1 protein-coding gene is annotated in these 1,452 nt (G+C 69.6%); it reads left to right on the plus strand.

Annotation, left to right across the window (positions count from 1 at the left end; genetic code table 11):
• The first annotated feature begins 263 nt into the window (after positions 1–263).
• Entirely contained in the window at positions 264–1,430 is a 1,167-nt protein-coding gene (locus ACTOWY_RS44770; RefSeq protein ID WP_441315695.1) for an IS110 family transposase, read from the plus strand.
• The last annotated feature ends 22 nt before the right edge of the window (positions 1,431–1,452 follow it).

Here is a 1,452-nt window from a genome sequence, read left to right on the forward strand (position 1 = left end):
CGGCCAACAGTGAGGATGGGGTTGCATCCGTGAGGATGTACCCGGTGGTCCCTGGCCCTGGTCTGACCCTTCGGCCAACCGGTCTCGTGCCTTTGTCGTGATCTGTCGTCCAGTGCCGGGGACCATCACCGGGTGCACCAGGCCCGGCGACCGTGACCTCATAGGAGCCTGTTCGCTCAGGCGACCCATCACTGTTCTGTCCGCCCACCGGGACCTGGTGCGTGCCACACGTCCGTTCCAGCGAACAGAATGGCCTCACCAGCATGCCAAAACCCGCCCGCAAGAACACCCCCACCACCCCGCTCACCCCGGTCGGGGAGATCACCCTGGGGGTGGACACCCACCTGGAGTTCCATGTCGCGGCCGCCCAGGACAGTCTCGGCCGGCTGCTGGGCACCCTGAAATTCCCCGCCACCCACGCCGGGTTCGAGCAGGTGTGGGACTGGGCCACCGCTTTCGGTCCCCTGACACTGGCCGGGGTGGAGGGCACCGGCTCCTACGGCGCCACCCTGACCAGGTTCCTCACCGAGCAGGGCGTGGACGTGGTCGAGGTCAACCGCCCCAACCGGGTCCAGCGCCGCCTGCACGGCAAGTCCGATGCCGCCGATGCGATCAACGCCGCCGGGGCGGCCCAGTCCGGCAGGGCCACCGCCGCCCCCAAACCACGCGGCGGTCCGGTGGAGACGGTCCGGGTACTGCGCATCACCCGCGAGCAGTACCTCACCGCCCGCACCGCCGCCCTCAACGCCCTGCACGCCCTGCTGGTCACCGCACCCACCCAGTTGCGCCAGGCCCTGCACGGCCTGCCCGTCCGTGCCCTGCTTCAGCGCTGCCGGGCTTTCCCCGCGGTGGAACTGCCCGACCCTCGGCCTGGCAGCCGCCGGCGGCGCCAGGCCGCCACCGCTCTGGCCGAGACCTTGCTCGATTCCGGCCAGGGTGTGCGGGCCGCGCTGGGTGAACTCGCCCGCCAGATCGACTTCTACGACCAGCGCCTACGCGAGCTGGATGACATCCTGCACGTCCTGCTGCGGCGGATCGCCCCGCGCACCACCGCCCTGCACGGTCTGGGTGCTGAGACCACCGGGCAGTTGCTGGTCACCGTCGGGGACCACCCCGACCGCATCCACAGCGAGGCCGCCTTCGCCACTCTGACCGGTGTCGCCCCGCAGGATGCCTCCAGCGGCAAGCAGGAACATCACCGGCTTTCCCGCGCGGGGGACCGGCAGGCCAACTCCGCTCTCTACCACGTGGTGATCACCCGGCTGGCCACCCACGACCCCAGCCGCACCTACATGACCGAGCGGCTACGCCCCGGGACCAGGATGACCAAGAAGCACCTTATCCGCTGCCTCAAGCGCTATCTGGCCCGAGAGATCTATCCCCGGTTGATGGCCGACCTGGCCGACATGCAGGCCCTGCAGACGACTTGACAACCATAGGAGCATCACGATG

This window comes from Crossiella sp. CA198 (genome assembly GCF_052078295.1).
Taxonomy (GTDB): domain Bacteria; phylum Actinomycetota; class Actinomycetes; order Mycobacteriales; family Pseudonocardiaceae; genus Crossiella.